The following is a 17409-nucleotide window of genomic DNA, read 5'->3' as shown; positions in this document are numbered from 1 at the left end:
TCCTTTAGTTCCTTGGTTAAGCTTGATTTCTTGATCGAGCGCTTGCGATTGCTTTCACTCGCTTTTGGATACAAGGGATAACAGATTCTACATTAATGCTTTCTCCGTCAATGAATAATTTTAAAAGTGCTTGCCCCGTTTTAGAAAAAATATCAGAAAGATAACTGGTTAGCTTGATATTGGCCCGTTGTAAGAGATTGTGAATTTCATTTTTAACTTGAGTTTGACGTTGTTTATAAGAACGCATGCGACGTGTCAGTAAACGAAGCTGTACCACTTCAGGTGCAGGAATATAGGAAGGTTCAATTAGTCCGCAACGGCCGAGTTGAGCGATCCATTCAGCGTCCTTCATGTCTGTTTTTCGACCAGGCACATTCTTGATATGTTGAGGATTGGCAAGTACTAAGACGAGATTAGAATCTGAAAAGGATATTAAAGAGAGGGAGCCAATATTGCCCAGTGCTTTCAAAAAAGACATGTGTGACATGATTTTCTACCATCCAAGCTAAGGCATTTTGAAGAGCTAGAGTAGTTGTCCCAAATTTCTTCTGAATTTTCTTTGGTTTATTGGTATCTAGTGGACCATCTAGAATACAACAAACGATAGACTTTTGGTGGACATCAATACCACAACACATTTCAATCATGACTTCCATTATAAAAACCTCCTGTTAACTATTTGAACAATAGAACAAGAGGCTAATTGTAAGATATTTTCATGCTCAAGGCATATTCGAGTTATCTTATGACTCTTGTTCATCCAGTTTTTTATACAGGCTAGGAGAAGCCCTATTAAACACCACGGATTTGTATTGTTCAGCTTAATTATAGAATAAACTTCTTTTTCTGCCTGCTTAGAGTTTTTTTATATTCCTAGACCTAAAAATAAAAATGGAACTATTACTAAAAATGATTGAAAATTTCAGAAAATTTGGTAAAATTATATAAAAAGAGTTATCTACGAATATTATATTACCGAAATCTAAAAACGTTCAGTTTTTAATCGAGTTATTTTATATATAAATAATGAGAGTTATTTTTGTAATAGTAGCTAATAGAAAATTCCATCGCTTATTATCATTTATGAAAATTTTAGAAATGTTAAGATAACTATATGAAGATTTTCGAAAAAAATTTTAGGAGAATTCGGAAATTAGTTGAAAGTTTTCTTAAAAGGTAGTATAATAGAAATATAGAAAACGCTTACAATAAAAGGGGGATTCAATGGATAAATTTGAGGCTTTAAGAACTTTTACTAGTGGCGAAAATTTTCATCTTCAGCACTATTTGGGAGCGCATCGTGAAGAAAGAGACGGTGAGTATGGCTATACATTCCGTATCTGGGCGCCAAATGCGCAGGCTGTCCATCTAGTTGGTGATTTTACTAACTGGGCTGAAAATCAAATCCCCATGGTTCGTAATGAATCTGGAGTTTGGGAAGTTTTTACAACTTTAGCTCAAGAGGGGCATATTTATAAATATCATATTACTCGTGCTAATGGTCATCAGCTTATGAAGATTGATCCTTTGGCAGTACGCTATGAAGCTCGTCCGGGAACAGGAGCTGTTTTAACAGAAATACCTGAGAAAAAATGGAAGGACGGTCTCTGGTTAGCTCGTAGAAAACGTTGGAGATTTTTCGAAAGACCGGTCAATATCTACGAGGTGCATGCAGGATCTTGGAAGAGAAATCCTGATGGAACACCTTATAGTTTTGCTCAACTCAAAGAAGAGCTCATCCCCTATCTTGTTGAGATGAACTATACTCATATCGAGTTTATGCCTTTGATGGCTCACCCACTTGGTTTGAGTTGGGGTTATCAGCTCATGGGTTACTTTGCTTTAGAGCATGCCTATGGTCGTCCTGAAGAGTTCCAAGATTTTGTTGAGGAATGTCATATCAACAATATCGGTGTAATTGTGGATTGGGTGCCAGGTCACTTTACAATCAATGATGATGCTTTGGCATACTACGACGGCACACCGACTTTCGAATACCAGGATCATAATAAGGCTAACAACTACGGTTGGGGAGCACTCAACTTTGACCTTGGTAAAAATGAAGTCCAATCTTTCTTGATTTCTAGTATTAAGTTCTGGATTGATTTCTATCACCTAGATGGTATTCGTGTAGATGCCGTAAGTAATATTCTCTATCTAGATTATGACAATGCTCCATGGACACCAAATAAAGACGGTGGCAATCTCAACTATGAAGGCTATTATTTCCTACAACGTTTGAATGATGTTATTAAGCTAGCGCATCCGGATGTTATGATGATTGCAGAGGAGTCTTCTTCAGGTACCAAGATTACTGGTATGAAGGAAATGGGTGGACTTGGATTTGACTACAAGTGGAACATGGGTTGGATGAATGATATCCTACGTTTCTACGAAGAAGATCCAATTTACCGTAAGTATGACTTTAATCTTGTGACCTTCAGCTTTATGTATGTATTCAAAGAAAATTATCTTCTACCATTCTCACATGATGAGGTTGTCCATGGTAAGAAGAGTATGATGCATAAGATGTGGGGTGATCGTTACAATCAATTTGCAGGCCTGAGAAATCTCTACACCTATCAAATTTGTCACCCTGGTAAGAAATTACTCTTCATGGGTAGTGAGTTTGGTCAATTCCTAGAGTGGAAATCCGAAGAGCAATTGGAGTGGTCTAATCTAGATGATCCAATGAATGCTAAGATGAAATATTTCACTTCACAGCTTAATCAATTCTACAAAGACCATCGTTGTCTTTGGGAAGTGGATACAAGCTATGATGGGATTGAAATCATTGATGCAGATAATAGAGACCAAAGCGTCCTATCCTTTATCCGAAAAGGTAAGAAAGGCGAGATGCTAGTCTGTGTCTTCAATATGGCACCAGTTGAACGTCCTGATTTTACAATTGGTCTTCCAGTTGCAGGCATTTATGAAGAAATTTGGAATACAGAGTTAGAACAATGGGGTGGTGTGTGGAAAGAACATAACCAAACAGTTCAAACTCAAGAAGGATTATGGAAGGATTATGAGCAGACTTTGACATTTACCTTGCCAGCTATGGGAGCAAGTATTTGGAAAATCAAACGTCGCTTGAAACCTGCTAAAACTGTCACAAATAAGACTCAAAAAGGAGTAGAAAATGAAGAATGAAATGCTAGCTTTAATCCTTGCTGGTGGGCAAGGAACTCGTCTCGGTAAACTCACTCAAAGCATTGCTAAACCTGCCGTGCAATTTGGTGGGCGCTACCGTATCATTGACTTCGCTCTTTCAAACTGTGCCAACTCTGGTATCCATAATGTTGGGGTTATCACACAGTATCAACCACTAGCACTCAACAGCCACATTGGTAATGGTTCTAGTTGGGGTCTAGACGGTATTGACACAGGTGTTTCTATCCTTCAACCCTACTCTGCAAGTGAAGGAAACCGTTGGTTTGAAGGTACAAGTCATGCCATTTACCAAAATATCGACTATATCGACAGCATCAATCCTGAGTATGTTTTGATTCTTTCGGGTGACCATATCTACAAGATGGACTACGATGATATGCTCCAATCACACAAGGACAATAATGCCAGCTTGACAGTTGCTGTCTTAGATGTGCCACTTAAAGAAGCTAGCCGTTTTGGTATTATGAATACAGATGCTAATAATCGTATTGTCGAATTTGATGAAAAACCTGCCCAACCAAAATCAACTAAGGCGTCAATGGGTATTTATATCTTTGATTGGAAACGACTTCGCAATATGCTAGTTGCAGCTGAAAAGGCTAATATTGATATGTCAGATTTTGGTAAAAACGTTATTCCGAACTATCTTGAAACTGGTGAAAGTGTCTATGCTTATGAGTTCAATGGATACTGGAAGGACGTTGGTACTATCGAATCACTCTGGGAAGCAAATATGGAATACATCTCTCCAGAGAATGCTCTAGATAGCCGTAACCGTCAATGGAAAATTTATTCTCGTAACCTTATCGCTCCACCAAACTTCCTTGGAGAATTCGCTCAAGTAGAAGACTCTCTTGTAGTGGACGGCTGTTACGTAAATGGTACAGTGAAACACTCTATTCTTTCTACAACTGCTCAAGTTCGTAAGGGAGCAGAAGTTGTTGATTCTGTTATCATGAGTGGAGCAGTTATCGGTAGAGGTGCTAAAATTACACGTGCAATCATCGGTGAAGGTGCAATTATTGCCGATGGTGTTGAAATTGATGGTACAGAAGAAGTACAAGTAGTCGGATATAACGAAGTAGTGGGGGTAGCAACAGATGAAGATTGATAAATATTCAGCGATTTTAGGAAATACCGTTGGTTTCCATGATATGTCAACCTTGACAAGTAACCGTCCAGTGGCAAGTTTGCCATTTGGAGGAAAGTATCGTTTGATTGACTTCCCACTTTCAAGTTTAGCAAATGCTGGGGTTCGTAGTATCTTTGGAATCTTCCAACAAGATAACATCAGCTCTGTATTTGACCATATTCGTTCAGGACGTGAATGGGGCTTGAATACGTTGCTTAGCCACTACTATCTTGGAATCTACAATACTCGTGTAGAAAGTAGCACTGTTGGTAAAGAGTACTATCAACAACTTTTGACTTACCTAAAACGTTCAGGTTCAGACCAAACCGTTTCCTTGAACTGTGATGTTTTAGTGAATATCGATCTCAATCAAGTTTTCCATTTGCATAATACAACAAAATCACCGATTACAGTAGTTTATAAGAAATTACCTAAGAAAGATATTTCAGAAGTAAATGCAATCCTTGATATTGATGAAACTGACCACGTGCTTTCTCACAAACTCTTTGATAAAAAATCAGACCAAGAATACTACAACATGTCGACAGATATCTTTGTAGTAGACACTCAATGGTTGATTAAACGTTTAGAAGAAGAAGCTCAAAAAGAATATCCAGAAAAATTACGCTATGTTCTTCGTGATTTGGCAGCAAAAGAAGGTGCTTTTGCATATGAATATACAGGTTACCTAGCAAATATTCATTCAGTAGAAACATACTATCAAGCGAATCTAGATATGCTTGATCAGCATAAGTTCTACTCTTTGTTCTCACCAAATCAAAAAATTCATACTAAAGTTAAAAACGAAGAACCTACCTACTATGCATCAGGTTCAAAAGTGAACACATCTCAATTTGCTTCTGGTAGTATCATTGAAGGTGAAGTGGATAAATCTATTATTTCGCGTAATGTTCGAATCAATAAAGATAGCTTGGTTAAAGAGTCTCTTATTTTCCCTCGCGTTATCGTTGGTAAAGGTGCACAAGTCGAGTATGCAATCGTTGATAAGGGTGCTGAAATAGCTGAGGGAGTTGTCATTCGAGGTACAGCAGAAAACCCTGTTGTCATCAAAAAAGGCGAAAAAGTAACAGAGGATGTCCTTTCATGAAAATTTTATTTGTAGCAGCAGAGGGTGCTCCCTTTTCAAAAACAGGTGGATTGGGAGACGTTATCGGAGCACTTCCAAAATCATTAGTAAAAGCTGGGCATGAAGTTGCTGTTATCTTACCCTATTATGACATGGTTGAAGCTAAGTTTGGTAATCAGATTGAAGATGTCCTTCAATTCGAAGTCTATGTTGGTTGGCGCAGACAATTTTGTGGAATTAAGAAAACAGTTTTAAATGGTGTTACCTTCTACTTTATCGACAATCAATATTATTTCTTCCGTGGGCATGTTTATGGAGATTTCGATGATGGTGAACGCTTTGCCTTCTTCCAACTTGCTGCCCTTGAAGCTATGGAGCGTATCGGATTTATCCCTGATGTCCTCCACGCTCATGACTACCATACAGCAATGATTCCGTTCTTGTTAAAAGAAAAATACAGATGGATTCAAGCTTACCAAGGAATCAAGACTGTTTTGACCATTCATAACTTGGAATTTCAAGGTCAATTCTCTGAAAGCATGCTTTGGGACTTGTTCAGGGTTGGATTTGAGCGCTACGCTGATGGAACAGTTCGTTGGAATGATTGTCTTAACTGGATGAAGGCTGGTATTCTCTATGCAGACCGTGTATCAACCGTGTCACCGAGCTATGCTTATGAGATTATGACTACAGAGTTTGGTTGCGGTATTGATCAGATTCTTCGTATGGAATCTGGTAAGGTTTCAGGTATTGTTAATGGTATTGATACAGATTTGTACAACCCAGAGACGGATGCTTTACTTGAGTATCATTTTAATAAAACTGATTTGTCAGGTAAGGCTCAAAATAAAGCGAAACTTCAAGAAAGAGTTGGTCTTCCAGTACGTCCTGATGTGCCAATGATTGGTATCGTGTCACGTTTGACTCGTCAGAAGGGCTTTGATGTGGTGGTTGAAAGCCTGCATCGTATGCTTCAAGAGGATATTCAAATTGTTCTCTTGGGAACTGGAGATCCAGGATTTGAACAAGCCTTCTCTTGGTTTAGTCAAGTATTCCCAGAAAAACTTTCTGCCAATATTACTTTCGATGTGAAATTAGCTCAAGAGATTTATGCAGCATGTGATATTTTCCTCATGCCAAGTCGCTTTGAACCGTGTGGACTTTCACAAATGATGGCCATGAGATATGGTACGCTTCCTTTAGTAAACGAGGTGGGTGGACTTAGAGATACTGTTCAAGCCTTTAATCCAATTGAAGGAACAGGTACAGGCTTTAGCTTTAACAACCTAACTCCATACTGGCTCAACTGGGCATTGCAAACAGCTTTGGATGTTTATCACAACCATCCTGATGTTTGGAAAAATATGCAAGTTCAAGCTATGGAATGTGATTTCTCTTGGGATACAGCCTGCAAGTCCTATCTTGATTTGTACCATAGCTTAGCAAACTAAATAGTTAAAAGGCGGTGGGACAGAAATCGATAGATAAAGTCTCGATTTCGTAGTCCCAGCCCCGCGAGGATGATTAGGAGCTTTTTGGAGTCTAAAAGACGAACAAAAAGTTCAATCAGCTACCGCGTCAAAGTTTGATTGCTAATAAAAAGTGAGGTTGGGATCTTTTGTCCCAACCTCTTTTTTGAAATGAAAAAAGTAAGGAAGTTATATGAGTAAAACTAGAGGACTCTGTGTACTGGATGTAGATGGGACTCTGATAGAAGAGGAAGTTATTGATTTGTTGGGGAAAGAAGCAGAATGTGAAGAAGAAGTAGCTCTACTGACTGCCCAAGCTATGAGAGGAGAACTTGATTTTGAAGAAAGCCTGAGAAAACGTGTTTCCCTTCTAAAAGGACTTTCTATAGATACTTTTGATAAGATTTATCATGAACTACACCTTAGTAAAAATGCTGCGCAATTTATTAACACTCTGCAAAAAAATCAGATAGAAGTGGGTTTAATTTCGGGGGGATTTACACCTGTGGTTGAAAGAATAGCAAAAGATTTAGGGATTTCATTATTTTCTGCTAATCAACTGGAAATCAGAGATGGTCATTTAACTGGAAATCTTATTGGTCCCCTTATAAGCAGAGAAGTTAAAGAAGAAACCCTAGTAAGATGGGCTGATGAATTAGAGGTACCTATCGAGAGGACCATTGCTATTGGAGATGGAGCTAATGATTTAGCAATGTTAAAGAGAGCTGGAATCGGCATTGGCTTCTGTGCCAAAGCAATCGTGAAAGAGGAAATTCCCCTTCAAATTGAAGAAAGAGATTTCTCAAGAGTATTGAAGCTGATAGATTTATTTTGATTAGAAAGGAGAGTGTATGAAAATTGTTATCGCACCTGACTCTTTTAAGGAGAGTCTCCCTGCAAGTGAAGTAGCTAAAGCTATCAAACGAGGCCTTCAAAAGGCTCTACCTGAATCGGAATGTTTGCTCTTACCTGTTGGCGATGGAGGGGAAGGAACAGTGGATGCCATTAAAAATTCACTTGGTCTTGTAGAAAAAACTGCTTTAGTGACAGGTCCCTTTGGAGATGAGGTTCAAATGACTTATGTTCAAAAAGGAGAACTTGCTCTGTTCGAGGTGGCCGATTTAGTTGGGCTTGCTAAAATTCCCATTGAAAAACGCAATCCCCTGAAGATTCAAACAAAGGGGATTGGTCAACTGATTCTGCATTTAATAGAGCAAGGAATGAAAGAAATCTATATCGGAGTCGGTGGTACATCCAGTAACGATGGTGGAATTGGTATTGCTTCAGGACTTGGTTACCAGTTCTATGACAAAAATGGGGATGAACTTCTAGCTACTGGTCAATCCTTGTTTGAAATTACTGATATCTCAAAGGAGAAAGCTATGTCTATTCCTTCTGATGTGCGAATTAAAATTTTAGCAGATGTGACAAATTCACTCTGTGGACCACACGGTGCCACTTACACATTTGGGCAACAAAAAGGATTAGATCCAACTCAATTTCATGAAGTTGATTCTGCTATTGAAAACTTCTATCGTAAAGTTGCCCCTGAAATCTTAAAGCTGGAAGGAGCTGGAGCAGGTGGTGGTATTGCAGCTGGCTTATGTGCTTTTACTGGAGCAACAATTGTATCTGGTATTAACACTTGTTTAGATCTAATCGGTTTTGATCAGAAAGTTGCGGATGCGGATCTTGTCATCGTTGGTGAAGGTAGGTTAGACGCTCAAAGTCTAGCTGGCAAGGCTCCAATTGGGGTAGCAAAAAGAACACCAGATGGTGTTCCAGTTATTGCTATTTGTGGGAGTCTGTCAGAGGATTTACCACCCTTATCATTTGAAAATCTCGTTGCAGCCTTTTCTATCTTAGAAAAAAGTGAACCACTAGAAGACAGTCTGAAAAAGGCAACAGTCTATTTAGAAAACACAGCTGCAAACATTGGTCAGATCTTAGCTTTGAAGAAGAATTAACCAAACCATTTTTTCCAAAAAGAAGTAGGAGCTTTGGTCTCTTTCTCTTGCCACAAGTCTGGAAAGGCCTTTTTAAGGTCTTTTTCATTTATTTGAACAGGGGCATCACTATGAATAATCAAGCCAAAAGGGGATGAATTGTGATCTTCTGAAACGATGGTCGCTTGGCAGTCAGCATCTTTGGCTTGTTTTAAATAATAGACCTGTTTTTCAAATACTACTTGAGGAGAAATCTTGACAAACAGAGGTTCAGTTTCATTTTTTAGACTAGCTAAAATAGATACATAACCCTTATAAAAATTATCATCATTAGCTGTTTCTAGGTCTGCATAGCCAAGGACACGTTCCTCAAAAGTGCCGAGAAAACGTCTCTGTTCATCTGGATTTAGTTTAAGCCCACCATGAGCTTTTTCTAGAATTTGTTTTGATACATCAGTCATAAAAATAGTATATCATAAAATAAAGGAGAAAACAGACAAAAGAAAGCGATTACTTTATAAACTTAAGGAAAATTTGCACAAAGATAACGTTTTTCCTTGAAAAAGGTGTCTTTTTAAGGTATCATAGAGGTGTAAAAAATTTAACTCAATAAGGAGAGTAAAAAATGTCAATTATTACTGATGTTTACGCTCGCGAAGTCCTAGACTCACGCGGTAACCCAACACTTGAAGTAGAAGTTTACACTGAATCAGGTGCTTTCGGACGTGGTATGGTTCCATCAGGAGCTTCTACTGGTGAACACGAAGCAGTTGAACTTCGTGATGGTGACAAATCTCGTTACGGTGGTCTTGGTACACAAAAAGCTGTTGACAACGTAAACAACATCATCGCTGAAGCAATCATCGGCTACGATGTACGTGACCAACAAGCTATTGACCGTGCTATGATCGCACTTGACGGTACTCCTAACAAAGGTAAATTGGGTGCTAACGCAATCCTTGGTGTGTCTATCGCTGTAGCTCGTGCTGCTGCTGACTACCTTGAAATCCCACTTTACAGCTACCTTGGTGGATTTAACACTAAAGTTCTTCCAACTCCAATGATGAACATCATCAACGGTGGTTCTCACTCAGATGCTCCAATCGCTTTCCAAGAATTCATGATCGTACCTGCTGGTGCACCAACATTCAAAGAAGCTCTTCGTTGGGGTGCTGAAATCTTCCACGCTCTTAAGAAAATCCTTAAATCTCGTGGTCTTGAAACAGCTGTAGGTGACGAAGGTGGATTTGCTCCTCGTTTCGAAGGAACTGAAGACGGTGTTGAAACTATCCTTGCTGCTATCGAAGCTGCTGGTTATGTTCCAGGTAAAGACGTATTTATCGGATTTGACTGTGCATCATCAGAATTCTACGATAAAGAACGCAAAGTATACGACTACACTAAATTCGAAGGTGAAGGAGCTGCTGTTCGTACTTCTGCAGAACAAATCGACTACCTTGAAGAATTGGTAAACAAATACCCAATCATCACTATCGAAGATGGTATGGACGAAAATGACTGGGACGGTTGGAAAGCTCTTACTGAACGTCTTGGTGGTAAAGTTCAATTGGTTGGTGACGACTTCTTCGTAACAAACACTGCTTACCTTGAAAGAGGTATCGCTGAAGGCGCTGCTAACTCAATCCTTATCAAAGTTAACCAAATCGGTACTCTTACTGAGACATTCGACGCTATCGAAATGGCTAAAGAAGCTGGTTACACTGCTGTTGTATCACACCGTTCAGGTGAAACTGAAGATTCAACAATCGCTGACATCGCAGTTGCAACAAATGCAGGTCAAATCAAGACTGGTTCACTTTCACGTACAGACCGTATCGCTAAATACAACCAATTACTTCGTATCGAAGACCAACTTGGTGAAGTAGCTGAATACCGTGGATTGAAATCATTCTACAACCTTAAAAAATAATCTCTTTATGAGATGAGGGGCTATAAAGCCTTTGAAATAAGCACTTTGGGGCGCTTTCCCTTAGTGCTTTTTATAATTTAATACCCTTTTTGCTACCCCTACTAATTTTTGGTATAGTAAGAGGGTAGCCCGGAAATGGGTCACCCTTATTCTTTATAAATTGCTGATAGCTGTTTCATAATTTGAGACGGCTTTTCTTGCATTCTCTTGGTTAGTATGCCAGTAAGTATTTTCAGTGATCATTAAATTAGAGTGTCCCAGTCTGTACTGAACATCTTTAGGGCTAGCTTGAGCGTAGAGCATCATAGTAGTATGTGTATGGCGGAAACCATGAAATGATACGTTAGTTACTCTAGCAGCATCAAAATGCTTATTTAGGCGTTTGCGTAAGTTACAAGCATAAGCATATTTTTCTGTAAATACAGAGAATACAACCGTTTCAGATCGGCCTAATTTCCAAGACTGAATTTGTTGACGGTTTTTGTATTGTTTCAGTAAAAGTAATGTGGCTTTGTCTATTGGTATATCTCGATAACCAGCGCTTGATTTAGGTGAATTTATTTCCTGATAGCGGTTTAGTGTCTTATTGATGCTGATAACACCGCTTTCTAGGTCAATATCAGACCATTCAAGAGCTAGAGCCTCACTAATACGGCAACCAGTGGCCAATAAAGTCTTATACAGAACAACATCAAATAAGTTCTCATAATTTGATTGATCCAGAGCATCTAAATAATCAAGAAACTGTTTTAATTCTTTGTTGTCTAAGTATTTGACAGTAGCCTTTTCTTTCTGCTGTTTGCGTGGAACGATGACATCATTAGCTGGGTTATATTGTATTACCTGGATAGCTACGCCATATTTCAAAATACGCTTATTCATGTTATGGAGCAAAGAGTAGTTAGCAAATGCTCCTTTTTCGCCTTTATTTGCCTTGTCAGCCCATTTATTTACTTGCTGTTGAAGAATAGGCGTAGTGAGTTTAGAAAGCTTGTAATCGCCAAATACGGGCAATAAATGCACTCTAACAAATCCATCCATAGATTGTCGAGTATTTGGCTTAACTGTATTCTTGTAACTATCCCACCAAACTTTTACAAGCTCATTATATGTTGTAATTGTCGGCTTGTCTTTAACTGTATAGCCATTAGCAGCAAAAGTATTGATCGCATCACGCGCTTTTACTTTAACGCCCTTTTTAGTGGTTGCTGTAACAGTTGTACGGGCTTTTTTGCCCGTTAGTTGGTCAACGCCTAGATAAACACTAGCATAATAAACTCTTTGGCCATTCTTTTTGATTTTCTCTTTGATATTCATGTATTTGTACCTTTCTTTCCATCAGCAGGCAAGGCGCGTGATTTTGTTAGGTATTTATACACGAGTAACTGTTATTATTCGATAATTGGCTTTATTGCTTATTTTCAAAGTAGTTTTTGAATTGTTCAAATTCATGTTTCATTGTAATGTTTTGAATTTGAATATCTTTTAATTTTAGAAGTGCTTCTGATGAGGTTTCTAATTTGGTTATTTCACCAGCTAAAGCTATTAAGAATTCACTTATTTTTTCAAAAGAGAACTGTTTTTCTGGATTAAGTGCTTTTACAACATTATCCAACTGATTGTTTACCTCTATCACAGCAGATTTGTAGAGCTCCAAGTAATGTTCATACTGCTCATCAGTTCTTTGTATGACAGTCGGTAACGTTTCATATAGTGCGCTATTTATTTCTTTTTCATAGCCTAGAAGATATGGGACAGTTACACCGAAATAATCTGCTAGAAGTTGGGCTTTGTCAGCTTTGGGAACTCTTTCGCCGTTTTCCCAGCGTAAAATTGTTAATTTAGTAACACCAATAATTGATGCTAGCTCTTCTTGTGTGAGCTTTTTCTCTTTTCTTAAAGTTTTGATATTGGTACTATTTGTGACTTTTAATTCACCCATTATATGACCTCCGTTTCAATAAGATTATAACATAAAATCTAAAAATGTAGCCAAAAATATATTTTTTTATTAAAACACTTGACAAAGTAACCGTTTAGATATAAAATAACCTTGTAATTAAATATCCGTTCGGATACAAAAGGAGAGGAGGAAATACATGATTATCACTGAAAATCAAGCTAAAGCTGTGCGTCGTAAGCAAGCAGATAGCATGTTGACAGCTAAAGCGGCAGCACAGGCTATTGGTATTAACCCAATCACTTATAAAAAAGTGGTACAGGGTGGAACAGTTAAGAAAACGGTTTATACGAAAGTCATGGAATGGCTAGCAAAAGGCTATTAAGGTACAAAAAAGCCGTGTACAGGCGACCAAACCAACGTACACGGCTAAGGAAAAATAACAAAACTCAAGCAAAGGCAAGGCGCGTGGTTTTGTTAGGTATTTAGTAAGGGAGAGAAAAACAATCCTCCCCTTATCAAATATTACTATTCTAATTTTACCAAAAATAAAGGAAAAAATCAAAAATGGCATTGAGTACACAAAACATCAAGCAACAAGGCGACAAAATAGCTAAGTTACTCCCACATATTGAAATTATCCAACAGCTAAGTAAAGCTTTATTACTTGCTGATAATTCTGGAGTAGATAGCACAGTTTTACACCATCAAATGAAACAAGCATTTAGCGTTATTTTTGAAATGACAGATCAAGCATATCAAGAATTAGACCAGATCGCTTGTAAGTTGATAAATTGTAATGATAAAGAATTGGAGGTTATTACACAACATGAACGATAAGATTTTAAGTAGCTATGAATTGCTATGTACTGAGCTAGAAAGTGTAATTAGCACTTTAGAGATATCTATTACTGATATTGACCAAGACAAAACAACAGATCTTGTAACGGTAGCAATCAATGGGCTAAAGTATCTTGTTTTAGAACATACAGAATTATCAGATAGATTTTTCAAGGAGTTCAGCAATGAATGAATTAAATCTAACACCAACACAAAGTATTATCTTAATTATTATATGCTTGTTTATTCTAGTCCTATTATGGAATTATGAAAGCTATATAGAGCTTGATATTACTCCCAAAATTGATAGAGTGGAGGGAAACACCGCAGACCATGTAAAAGAGCGCTACGGGGCATATATTTCGTTCTCAAACAAGGGTTACAATTAGGAGGGTAGTATGGCGACATTTTCAGTTGAATTTGAACAGGGTTTATTAGATAGAGTTGATAGACTAGCACAACAAAAGCTGGAGCTAGAGAAGAAGTTACAAAAGAAAACAGGTTTAATCACTGCTAAGGAACTCAAAGATGAGCTAGATATTTCTGGAACAACATTAAAAAATTGGATAGATATTGGGCTTGTATCGTATCAATCCCCTTTTGAAAGCAGCAAGAAACTTTATTTTAAGGTTTCTGATGTGATTAACTTTCTTACTGTACGCTAGGAGGTCTATTTTGAAAGTGGTTGTTATTGATGGTGATGGATGGAGAGGTAGAGCCCATTACTCACCTAATTTAGATGTGGTATTTATCAGTGATAAAGTACCAGGAAACATGCGCGATGAATCGATCGAACGTGTAACAAAATTAAATCATAGAACAATTTGGAGGTAAAAGCGAATGGTAAAAGAACATTATACCGTAACTCATACGATGGCAGACGGGACAAAAAGAGATAGTATTGCTGGATATGTTATCCCTGACGATAACCCAGTATATGCACTTTTTAGAAAAGTAAATGAGCGTAGAATGGAGGAGATGCGAAAAAATGGCAACCAGTCTGCAACCATTGATATACCAAAAGGGTGCATAGGAGAGGATAGGAGAGGTAATCTTATAGAGCAGTTTGAGGAGGCAATGAAATGAATGAGCTAGATTTAACCAATACACAGGCGGTTATCTTTTCCGTGGTATTGATTGGCTTGCTGCTTTATCTAAACCACCGAGACCGTCAAAAAAGCGCCCAATTTGAGCGAGAAAGCAAACAGATGGAAACACCTAGCGAGGATTTAAGCCCTGATTATGGGCGATATATTCAGCTTACAGGGATCAATGTATGGGGAGGCATTGAATGAGTTTAACAGATAATCACAAGAGAGTATTAAAACTCATCAAGTTAGAGAATTATAAATGAGCAAGGGAGAGGACAATGGCAAAAACAAAAGTCTATTTCTGGCTAAAAATTGATAAGAAATTTTTTGATAATATTTTTATCAAGAGGCTAAAGACGGTACCTGGCGGGTACACCATGACAGTCATTTATATTAGGCTTATGCTAGAGAGCTTGGAAAGTGACTGTATTTTATACTATGAGGGCTACTTTGACAATCTCAAGGAAGAGCTAGCCCTAAAATTAGATGTATCGGAAGATGATATAGATATGACCATGGCATACTTTACTAAGTGTGGTCTAATACAAATTGATGAAGATAAAAACGCAGAACTACCACAGGCTAAAGCCTTGGTACAGCAGGAAACCAACCAAGCAGCATACATGCGAGAATATCGGAAACAGCAACGAGAACAAAAGGAAAATTTTACAATGTCATCTGACAATCTTACATTGTTAACTACATGTAAGACAGAGATAGAGATAGATATAGAGAAAGAGATAGAGCTACAGCTAGAGCTAGAGCAAAAAGAGGCTAACGCCTCAAAAAATGTTGGTGCTGGCGGTGGCAAAAATCTAATCTTTGAAAAACTCAAACAAGCTTTTGGTGAAATGTCGGTTAATGGGACAATGATAGCAGAGGTTGAGGATCTACTAGAGATTCATGGTCAAGCGTTGTTAATCTATGCCCTCGATGAAACTATCTTAAATGCTGGAAAGTCTATCAGATATACACGTTCAATTCTTGAAAGATGGCAGGGGCAAGGACTTAGAACAGTCGAGCAAGTCAAGAAAGATAAAGAGGCTTATGAAACTAAAAAGCATCTCCAACATCAAGCAGAACCTATTAGCCGTGAAGAATGGCTAAAAACACGAACAGAAGAAAACCCATTTTAGGAGGATGAGCAATGGAAAATAAATTTGAGCAATATAACAACAGAAAAATTAGTGATAAGGTATGTGAAGTTCACAAGGTCAATTATTGGCAAATATCAACGCCAATAAGAGGCAGTAAGGAACGAAGTATACATGAGTTTTGTCCTGAATGCACAAAGGGACTAATAGAAAGGCAAGAGCAAGAGGGAGTTAATAATAGCCTAAATGCTGAGACCTACCTAAAAACCTATAATGTGCTTATGCGAGACAGTACGATCCCTAGAGAACTTAAAGAGGCTAGCTTTGAGAATTTCATAGCTGAGACAGCCGAGGAAAAGCAACTATTAGCATTTGCTAGGGATCAGGTAGATAAATACCTGGACGGTATGACAGGGAATACCCTATTTACAGGTTCTACAGGCATAGGGAAAAGCCATTTAAGCGTTGCCATTGCTAAGGCTATAAACGAGGGCTACAAGGCCAAAGGAGAGCTTAAAAGCGTGTTATTTGTCAATCTAACAGAAATCCTTAGACGAGTTCGAGAGAGCTTTAACGCTCCTACTAGTCTAGAGGGGCACTACTCAAGAATGCTGAAAGAGGTTGATTACCTGGTACTTGATGATTTAGGTATAAAATCGGACAACGCTAGTAGTAAAGGTAAATCAGTTTGGGAAGAAGGGTTTATTTTTGATATTCTCAGTAATCGAGATAAAACCATTATTACTACAAATCTAAGTAGCTCAGAGATTGCTAGCTTGTATAGTGATCGAGTGGCCAGCCGTGTCAGAACTGGCCTAGAGGGTAACTTTTTCAAGTCATTCACGATCAAGGATAAGCGATACTCAATTAATCAGTTAAAAAACAAAGTAAAGCAGTTAAACTGAAGTAATTTTCTTACAAACCTAAACAAAACTAGATACTTTTCCTGGGGTGAGAAATCACCCTCTTAAAAAAATTACTATGCTTTCCTTGGCCAAACTAATCAAGCATGGTAATTTAATCAATGACGAAAAACAACTATTGGGTACACAAAAAGGGTAGTATTTTATAACACGAACCTTAAAAACCTAGTCAAATCAATAGACTAGAGATATTCAGATTATAATAAATTAAAATAAAGGAGAAATTCATGACTGAAAACAAGGATAATAAATTATTAGAAATGATGGAGAAAGGCTTTGTTTTATACTCAAAAAATGGTATAATAAAGTACATTGAAATTCCAGAACATGGCAGTATTAAGCTAAAAGCTCAAGATGGGCAGATAGTTTATAAAGAAGTGACCAACGGAGAACAATGTTAATAAATACTGACTGGAAAAACCAGAGGTATGATAATTGAGTTTAACACTCTTTTGTCATACCTCTTTTATTTTTTGTCATAAGGAGGATAACATGACACTTACAACAATTAAAAATGACATTCAAGCATTTGGGAAGAAAAAATTAGAATATATGCGTGGTTATATTGCAATGCAGGAAGATTTTCAAGACAAATTACATAAACAGTTAATCGGAAAAGTGTATGCAGAAGAAACGCTTTTGAAATATAAAAAAGATGCGGAAAATTATTCGCACAATACCGCTCAAATGCTTTATCAACAACTAGAAAAGGAGAAAAATATTGAATTAGCAAACATTAAATCAAAAGAAGAATCTATTACAGCGGATGATGTAGCTGACTTAACTTTGTTTTCTAGTATTAAATCAACAGCAGTAGAAATGA

General features: G+C 37.7%; 21 protein-coding genes and 2 pseudogenes. 18 read left to right on the top strand and 5 right to left on the bottom strand.

Annotated features, from left to right (window positions below; all coding sequences use genetic code 11):
• Positions 1-16: 16 nt before the first annotated feature.
• A complete protein-coding gene (locus HMPREF2837_RS02530) occupies positions 17-478 on the bottom strand; it encodes an IS110 family transposase (protein ID WP_239665525.1) in 462 nt (153 codons plus the stop codon).
• On the bottom strand, positions 414-656 hold the full coding sequence (locus HMPREF2837_RS10615; RefSeq protein ID WP_080979362.1) for an IS110 family transposase: 243 nt from the start codon (positions 654-656) through the stop codon (positions 414-416). The genes HMPREF2837_RS02530 and HMPREF2837_RS10615 overlap by 65 nt, the downstream gene beginning before the upstream one ends.
• A 568-nt stretch (positions 657-1224) precedes the next feature.
• Here HMPREF2837_RS10615 and glgB point away from each other — a divergent pair.
• From glgB to HMPREF2837_RS02495, 6 genes are all read left to right on the top strand, one after another.
• Positions 1225-3153 carry a 1,4-alpha-glucan branching protein GlgB gene (gene glgB / locus HMPREF2837_RS02520; protein ID WP_075230588.1) on the top strand — a complete coding sequence of 643 codons (1929 nt, stop codon included), beginning with the start codon at positions 1225-1227 and terminating at the stop codon, positions 3151-3153.
• Positions 3143-4285 (top strand): glucose-1-phosphate adenylyltransferase, encoded by a 1143-nt coding sequence (locus tag HMPREF2837_RS02515; RefSeq protein WP_075230587.1) that lies wholly within the window; start codon positions 3143-3145, stop codon positions 4283-4285. Before glgB ends, HMPREF2837_RS02515 begins: the two co-directional genes overlap by 11 nt.
• Complete coding sequence (gene glgD, locus HMPREF2837_RS02510) at positions 4275-5414, top strand: glucose-1-phosphate adenylyltransferase subunit GlgD (protein WP_075230586.1); 1140 nt, start codon at positions 4275-4277, stop codon at positions 5412-5414. Before HMPREF2837_RS02515 ends, glgD begins: the two co-directional genes overlap by 11 nt.
• The gene (gene glgA, locus HMPREF2837_RS02505) at positions 5411-6844 is read left to right on the top strand and encodes a glycogen synthase GlgA (protein ID WP_075230585.1); all 1434 of its coding nucleotides are present in this window, start codon (positions 5411-5413) and stop codon (positions 6842-6844) included. The genes glgD and glgA overlap by 4 nt, the downstream gene beginning before the upstream one ends.
• A gap of 211 nt (positions 6845-7055) precedes the next feature.
• Complete coding sequence (gene serB / locus HMPREF2837_RS02500; RefSeq protein ID WP_075230584.1) at positions 7056-7697, top strand: phosphoserine phosphatase SerB; 642 nt, start codon at positions 7056-7058, stop codon at positions 7695-7697.
• 16 nt (positions 7698-7713) lie between these two features.
• Complete coding sequence (locus HMPREF2837_RS02495) at positions 7714-8829, top strand: glycerate kinase (RefSeq protein ID WP_075230583.1); 1116 nt, start codon at positions 7714-7716, stop codon at positions 8827-8829.
• Here HMPREF2837_RS02495 and HMPREF2837_RS02490 read toward each other — a convergent pair.
• A complete protein-coding gene (locus HMPREF2837_RS02490) occupies positions 8826-9269 on the bottom strand; it encodes a DUF1694 domain-containing protein (protein WP_075229011.1) in 444 nt (147 codons plus the stop codon). The genes HMPREF2837_RS02495 and HMPREF2837_RS02490 overlap by 4 nt on opposite strands.
• Before the next feature lie 164 nt (positions 9270-9433).
• Here HMPREF2837_RS02490 and eno point away from each other — a divergent pair, with 164 nt between their 5' ends.
• Entirely contained in the window at positions 9434-10738 is a 1305-nt protein-coding gene (eno, locus tag HMPREF2837_RS02485) for a surface-displayed alpha-enolase (protein WP_000022825.1), read from the top strand.
• A gap of 153 nt (positions 10739-10891) precedes the next feature.
• Here eno and HMPREF2837_RS02480 read toward each other — a convergent pair whose 3' ends face one another.
• Both HMPREF2837_RS02480 and HMPREF2837_RS02475 read right to left on the bottom strand, forming a co-directional pair.
• Positions 10892-12055: a tyrosine-type recombinase/integrase gene (locus HMPREF2837_RS02480; RefSeq protein ID WP_049548468.1), complete on the bottom strand. Its 1164-nt coding sequence runs from the start codon at positions 12053-12055 to the stop codon at positions 10892-10894.
• A 91-nt stretch (positions 12056-12146) separates the two neighbouring features.
• Positions 12147-12680: a helix-turn-helix domain-containing protein gene (locus HMPREF2837_RS02475; RefSeq protein ID WP_053090647.1), complete on the bottom strand. Its 534-nt coding sequence runs from the start codon at positions 12678-12680 to the stop codon at positions 12147-12149.
• 157 nt (positions 12681-12837) lie between these two features.
• On the opposite strand from HMPREF2837_RS02475, the gene HMPREF2837_RS02470 reads away from it, so the two are divergent.
• The 11 genes and pseudogenes from HMPREF2837_RS02470 to HMPREF2837_RS02425 all read left to right on the top strand — a co-directional run.
• Positions 12838-13023 carry a hypothetical protein gene (locus HMPREF2837_RS02470; RefSeq protein WP_049548469.1) on the top strand — a complete coding sequence of 62 codons (186 nt, stop codon included), beginning with the start codon at positions 12838-12840 and terminating at the stop codon, positions 13021-13023.
• A gap of 182 nt (positions 13024-13205) precedes the next feature.
• A complete protein-coding gene (locus tag HMPREF2837_RS02465) occupies positions 13206-13478 on the top strand; it encodes a hypothetical protein (RefSeq protein WP_049548470.1) in 273 nt (90 codons plus the stop codon).
• Positions 13468-13671: a hypothetical protein gene (locus HMPREF2837_RS02460; protein ID WP_049548471.1), complete on the top strand. Its 204-nt coding sequence runs from the start codon at positions 13468-13470 to the stop codon at positions 13669-13671. Before HMPREF2837_RS02465 ends, HMPREF2837_RS02460 begins: the two co-directional genes overlap by 11 nt.
• Positions 13672-13876: 205 nt before the next feature.
• A complete protein-coding gene (locus HMPREF2837_RS02450; protein WP_049548473.1) occupies positions 13877-14143 on the top strand; it encodes a hypothetical protein in 267 nt (88 codons plus the stop codon).
• A gap of 10 nt (positions 14144-14153) precedes the next feature.
• Entirely contained in the window at positions 14154-14312 is a 159-nt protein-coding gene (locus tag HMPREF2837_RS11375) for a hypothetical protein (protein WP_186823194.1), read from the top strand.
• 6 nt (positions 14313-14318) lie between these two features.
• Positions 14319-14453, top strand: a pseudogene (locus HMPREF2837_RS11935) (BOW99_gp33 family protein); the annotation flags it as partial.
• Between the two features lie 107 nt (positions 14454-14560).
• Positions 14561-14773: a hypothetical protein gene (locus HMPREF2837_RS02440; protein WP_049548475.1), complete on the top strand. Its 213-nt coding sequence runs from the start codon at positions 14561-14563 to the stop codon at positions 14771-14773.
• Positions 14774-14847: 74 nt separating this feature from the next.
• Entirely contained in the window at positions 14848-15705 is an 858-nt protein-coding gene (locus HMPREF2837_RS02435; protein WP_049548476.1) for a phage replisome organizer N-terminal domain-containing protein, read from the top strand.
• Between the two features lie 11 nt (positions 15706-15716).
• A complete protein-coding gene (locus HMPREF2837_RS02430; protein ID WP_049548477.1) occupies positions 15717-16568 on the top strand; it encodes a DnaA ATPase domain-containing protein in 852 nt (283 codons plus the stop codon).
• Positions 16569-16813: 245 nt separating this feature from the next.
• Entirely contained in the window at positions 16814-16987 is a 174-nt protein-coding gene (locus HMPREF2837_RS11370) for a hypothetical protein (RefSeq protein WP_186823193.1), read from the top strand.
• Between the two features lie 91 nt (positions 16988-17078).
• Positions 17079-17409: pseudogene (locus HMPREF2837_RS02425) on the top strand (hypothetical protein); the annotation flags it as partial.

This window comes from Streptococcus sp. HMSC071D03 (assembly GCF_001812125.1).
Taxonomy (GTDB): domain Bacteria; phylum Bacillota; class Bacilli; order Lactobacillales; family Streptococcaceae; genus Streptococcus; species Streptococcus pseudopneumoniae_N.
Note: the sequence above shows the minus strand (reverse complement) of the source record. Positions and strands in the feature narration are given on the sequence as shown.